This window comes from Methylophaga sp. UBA1464 (genome assembly GCF_002325665.1).
Classification (GTDB): Bacteria; Pseudomonadota; Gammaproteobacteria; order Nitrosococcales; family Methylophagaceae; genus Methylophaga.
Window position 1 is genome coordinate 1 of sequence record NZ_DCSO01000094.1, and the last position, 5,731, is coordinate 5,731.

The 5,731-nt window shown below is 49.1% G+C and carries 5 protein-coding genes; 2 read left to right on the forward strand and 3 right to left on the reverse strand.

The annotated features are described in order from the left end of the window. Positions 1–727 (forward strand): metal-dependent hydrolase (locus B3O33_RS12795; RefSeq protein WP_292363770.1); only part of this gene is annotated, 727 nt, incomplete at its 5' end. Here the strand turns inward: B3O33_RS12795 and ald are convergent. Genes ald through B3O33_RS12810 form a run of 3 tightly spaced genes read right to left on the reverse strand, consistent with a single transcriptional unit; the run spans position 691 to position 3,859 of the window. Further along, on the reverse strand, positions 691–1,812 hold the full coding sequence (gene ald, locus B3O33_RS12800; RefSeq protein ID WP_292359105.1) for an alanine dehydrogenase: 1,122 nt from the start codon (positions 1,810–1,812) through the stop codon (positions 691–693). The genes B3O33_RS12795 and ald overlap by 37 nt on opposite strands. 27 nt (positions 1,813–1,839) lie before the next feature. Further along, positions 1,840–3,201 (reverse strand): ATP-binding protein, encoded by a 1,362-nt coding sequence (locus B3O33_RS12805; protein WP_292359103.1) that lies wholly within the window; start codon positions 3,199–3,201, stop codon positions 1,840–1,842. Further along, on the reverse strand, positions 3,188–3,859 hold the full coding sequence (locus B3O33_RS12810) for a response regulator (protein ID WP_292359102.1): 672 nt from the start codon (positions 3,857–3,859) through the stop codon (positions 3,188–3,190). The genes B3O33_RS12805 and B3O33_RS12810 overlap by 14 nt, the downstream gene beginning before the upstream one ends. Before the next feature lie 158 nt (positions 3,860–4,017). Between B3O33_RS12810 and B3O33_RS12815 the strand changes: the two genes are divergently transcribed. Next, on the forward strand, positions 4,018–5,731 hold a 1,714-nt coding region (locus B3O33_RS12815), incomplete at its 3' end, for an efflux RND transporter permease subunit (RefSeq protein ID WP_292363771.1).

Consider the following 5,731-nt stretch of genomic DNA (forward strand, 5'->3'; position numbering starts at 1 on the left):
ACACAGTGGACTGGATGCAATGACGGTTTACGGGACCCAGCTATTCTGGCCCTTTATGCCTCCGCCTGTCTCTATTGGCAGTATATTTATCATTGACCCGATATATAGCCTGCCACTCGTTGCAGGATTTCTGGCGATTTTAATTGCCGCCCAAAACCGGCTAAGCCATTTCATCATGCTGGGTGCTCTGATCCTTACTACGGCTTATCTCGGCTGGAGTCTGGGAGCCCAACACTGGGTAACCAGGCAAACTCAACAGGCTTTAGCAGAACAGCAAATTGAATATCAGCATATTAAAATCACCCCTGCCCCTTTAAACACCTTGTTATGGCGCATTGTCGTGATTGATGAAGCTGTCTATTACGAAGCATTTCGTTCAGTATTTGATGGTGATGCAGCGTTTAGATTTACCCAGTATGAGCGAGGCAGCGAACTGAAAGGTCTGCTACCGGATCAATCTGATCTCGAACGGCTAGACTGGTTTACTCAGAATAATTTCAAGTTGCAGCAGCTGGAAAACATTATTTTGGCAACCGATTTGAGGATGGGGATGGAGCCAGCGTATTTTTTCCGTTTTCAACTGGCCAGAATTGAAAATGATGAAGTCATTACATTGCCACCAAAACAATTATCGATGCCCCGTAATGCGATAAATGGATTGTATTGGGTCTGGCAACGTATCTGGGATGATCAGGCAGAACTCATTAACAAAAATGGATCAGAATAGGCTTCACCCTGCGCGTCAGCAACGGCTTGATGCGTAATTTTACCCTGATAAATATTCAGTCCGTTAAGCAAATGGCGGTCCGCTAAAAAAGCGGCTTTACCCCCCTGACGGGCCAGATTCCGAATATACGGTAACGTAGCGTTGGTGAGTGCCAGCGTGGAGGTTCGGGCAACAGCGCCAGGCATATTGGCTACGCAATAATGCACGATGCCCTGTTCGATATAGGTTGGTTGATCGTGCGTTGTCGGACGGGAAGAAGCGAAACAGCCTCCCTGATCAATCGAGACATCCACCAGCACGCTGCCGGTTTTCATCATTTCAAGATGCCGGTATTCAATGATTTTGGGTGCTGTGGCCCCCGGCAGTAACACGGCACCAATCACCATATCAGCATGTTGTACGACACTATCAATGGCCTCTGCATTGGAATATAAGGTTTTCAACCGCGGGCCAAATTGCAGATCCAATTGCTGTAATTTAGTCAGTGAGTTATCCAATACAGTGACATCCGCACCGATCCCCATTGCCATGCGGGCAGCATTAACACCGACCACGCCACCGCCTATAATCACAATATTGGCTGGGGCAACACCGGGAACGCCTGCCGGTAAAATACCTAAGCCTCCTTCATGGATCAGTAATGCCTGGGAGCCCGCCTGAATCGCCATGCGTCCCGCCACTTCACTCATCGGGGCCAATAACGGTAAGCCTCCCTGGTTATCGGTTACTGTCTCGTAGGCAATGCAGGTCGCTCCGGAATGTTGTAAAGCCGCTGTTTGTAATCGATCCGGTGCAAGATGCAGATAAGTGAACAAGGTGTGTTCAGAAGTTAGCTGTTCGATTTCGGCTGGCTGAGGTTCTTTGACTTTGATTATCAGCGTCGCCCTGGCGAAGACGGCTGCTGCATTTTCGGCAATATTGGCACCGGCCTGTTGGTAATCCGCATCGGTAAAACCAATTGCCTTACCGGCAGAATGCTCAACCCAAACTTCATTGCCATCAGCGCATAGTTCCCGTACACCAGCAGGCGTCAGTCCGACCCGGTGTTCCTGAGTTTTGATTTCTTTCAGCACCCCAATCCGCATACGTTTTCCTGATACTCTCACTGATGTCTAAACGCCGGATTGCAGAGGAATACTGATGGTCACCAATAATCCTTTTGCCACGCCGTTTTTAATATGTAACTCACCTTTAAATCGTCTGACAATAGCATCCACAATGGCCAGCCCCAAACCGCTTCCACTGTTTTGGTGTCCATGTACAAAGCGTCGGGTTAGCTCTGAAAGCAACTTTTCCGAAACACCGGGCCCTTCATCTTCTACCGTCCAGTGCAACTGACCTTGCTGCTCGGTGGCAGAAAGTGTCACCACACTATTTTCCGGTGCATGGCGAATGGCATTTTCGAGCAGATTGCGTAATGCCGCCGAGAGTAAAATAGCGGATGCCTGAATTTTCTCATCTACGTCATCATTGAAGCGCAAGGTCACTTGATGTTGCTTGGCAAGATGCTGCACATCACTTAGCGCCATATTGTTAATTTCAGCAACCGGTAAACGTGCTGTTTCGGTTAATTGACCATCACCCTCTACTCTGGCCAGTAATAACAATTGATCCAGTGTACGTTGCAACCTGTCAGTCGCTTTTTCAGCCTGCAATAAGGCATGCATGGCTTTGCCACCGTCTGTTAAACGGGCGACTTGTAACTGGGTTTTGATTCCGGCCAAAGGCGTTCGTAACTCATGAGCCACATCGCCGGTGAACCGGCGCTCACGCAATAAAGACTGCTGCATACGCTGTAATAAACGGTTTATTTCATCGACCAGAGGGCGGACTTCAGCCGGACGCTGTTCCCATACCAGAGACGTTAAATCCTCAGTATTGCGTCGCGCCATACTCTCACTCAGACTATGCAAAGGTTTAAAGCCATGCAGAATGCCAAACCAGACGACTGCCAAAGTACCAGCCAAACTCAGAAAAAAGGGTAATCCGGCAGCAATAACCACCGAACGCATCAGAGTATCCCGGGTTTCCAGACGCTCAGCCGTGGTAATGGTCAACCCCGCTTGCGATAAATTAAAAACACGCCACGGTTCACCATCCTGCATCCGATTCTGATAGCCTTGCTGTGTGGTGGTCAGCACGCTTTCCGGAGCATCATGTGATACGGCAATAATATCGCCCGCCACATTAGCCACTTTACACGCCAGGGTGGCCGGCAAATCCAGATTGTCCGTCTGATCAAACAGCGGACTGCGCTGAGTACCGTTTACCAGTGGATCCAAATCATATTGCGACATCAGGGACATCAGCATTTTGGCTGAAGCGGCAAGCCGGTTATCCAATGTGTTCTGCATTTCTTTCTGCACGCTCAGCAACAGCCATGGTGCCAGCAACAGCCACATCAGCAATACCGAAATTCCAATACGCCACAATAACTGCCAGCGCAGATAATCTTTGGCTTTAGCCTGATTCATTGACACCCCCCAACCGATAGCCCATACCACGGACGGTCTCGATCCACTCATCGCCCAATTTACGACGCAGATTATGGATATGCACTGCAACCGCATTACTTTCAATGCCCTCAGCCCAACCATAAAGTCTGTCTTGTAACTGTGCGGCAGTGACCACTCTGCCCGGATGTTGCAACAGGGTTTCCAACACAGTGATTTCCCGGCGGGATAAATTCAATGGTTTGTTATTCAGGGTAACCTGCAACGTTGCTGGATCAAACTGCAGACTGCCATGTTGGATGGTCTGCGTGGCACGCCCTGCAGCCCGACGGCTTAATGAATGTAATCGGGCAACCAGTTCGGTTAAATCAAAGGGCTTACTCATATAGTCATCGGCCCCGGCCTGTAATCCACTGACTCTGTCCGGTACTGCATCACGTGCCGTCAAAATCAACACCGGTAAAGTATTGCCTCTTTCACGCCAGCGACTCAGCAACTGCATCCCATCTTCATCCGGAAGCCCCAAGTCCAATACCACAGCATCAAAACTGGCGGTCGACATCGCCGTTTCTGCACCACCGGCGTTCATCACCCATTCCGCCTGAATACCCAATGCTGTGAGACCGGTCTGTATGCCTTCCCCCATTAATGCATCGTCTTCCACAATCAAAACATACATCGGTCGATATCCAGAATAAAAACAACATGTTCGTTTAACTGAATTAAGACAACGTTAACATTGTCTTAATTTTATCGCTGCACTCTACGCGGCATAAAACTGGTTGCGTAACGTCGCTGCAATCAGTTATTCCATATTAATAACAAGAGAAGCTATTTATGTGGCTGGTGCGCTATGCTCTAACCCGACCTTATTCTGTTGCCGCCTTAAGCCTGCTGATTTTTGCCGCCGGGCTGATCAGTTATCTTAAATTACCAGTCGATGTGCTCCCCAGCGTCAATATACCTTCTATAAAAGTTGTGTGGACATACAACGGTCTCAACACGAATGAAATGGCCTCGAAAATCACCACTTTCAGTGAAGTGGCGATTATGAATAATGTCGATAATCTCAGGGAAATCCGCTCACAAACATTGAATGGCACCTCGGTGATTCATATCGATTTTCATCCCGAAGTCGATATTGCCAATGCAATGGCCCAGGTAACCGGCGTTTCGCAAACCATTCGACGGCGCATGCCGGAAGGCACCTCTCCGCCACTGGTCTCAGAATATAATCAGTCCAGCACACCAATTATCCAGCTGGTCATGTCTTCCGACACTCTGACCGATGGCCAACTGGCTGACTTTGCCCGTTTACAGTTACGCGGCATGGTGCAATCGATTAATGGTATTCGGATGACACTGCCTTATGGCGGTGCAACCCGTCAGATTATGGTGGATCTGGATCCGGAAGCCTTGTTTGCCCAGGGATTAACAGCCAACGATGTCACTCGCGCAATTAATGAACAGAACCTGACGCTGCCATCAGGCAGCATTCGTGAAGCACAGAATGAGCTGCAGATTACGGTTAATGCCAGTCCTCAGGCGGTCGCCGATTTTGAGGACTTACCTATCCGGGCCCGAAACGGCGAGTTGATATTACTGCGCGATGTGGCCGATGTACGTGATGGCACAGCATTGCAGACCAATATCGCCCGGGTAAATGGCCAAAACGCCGTTATGGTGTCTTTGATTAAACTGGGCGGCGCCTCTACCGTGGATATTATCAACGAACTGATGGAACGTTTGCCTTCCATTCAGGCCGCCGCACCTGAGGGTATTACCATTTCACCTATTTTTGATCAGTCGGTGTTTGTCAGCACCGCACTGCATCATATTGAAATGGAAATTCTTATCGTCGGATCACTGGTCGCACTCATGGTCCTGTTGTTTTTAGGATCATCACGCGCCACGCTGATTGTTCTGACCTCAATACCCCTGTCATTGCTGACCGCGGTATTTGTATTGAACCTCACCGGTAACACCCTGAATCTGATGAGCCTTGGTGGTCTGGCCTTAGCAATTGGCATTCTGGTCGATAACGCCTTGGTGGAAATTGAAAATATCAAACGGCATCTGGCCGATGGCATGGAACCCAGCCGTGCCATTCTGACCAGTGCCAGTGAAGTCGCCTTCCCGGAATTTGTTTCAACCCTTTCCACCTGTATTGTGTTTTCACCGATATTTTTATTAACCGGTGTCGCCGGCTTTATCTTTCAGCCGATGGCGATTGTGGTGATTGCCTGTCTGGCCGCCTCATATCTATTGTCACGGACGGTCGTGCCAACACTGGCCAAATTATTACTGACCAATGAAAAAACCTTAACCAGACAATCCAGAAACCCATTGGTGCATTTACATCTTGCCCTGGAACAACACCTGCACAATGGCCAGCAGCATCTGCAAAATACCATTGGTCGCCTGCAACGGCATATTGTCATCGCCCCGCTGATTGGCATTGTGATCATCACAGCAGCCGGATTTGCCTTACAGGAGATTGGCCGTGATTTCTTTCCGAAAACCGATGCTGGACTGATGCGATTATATCTTC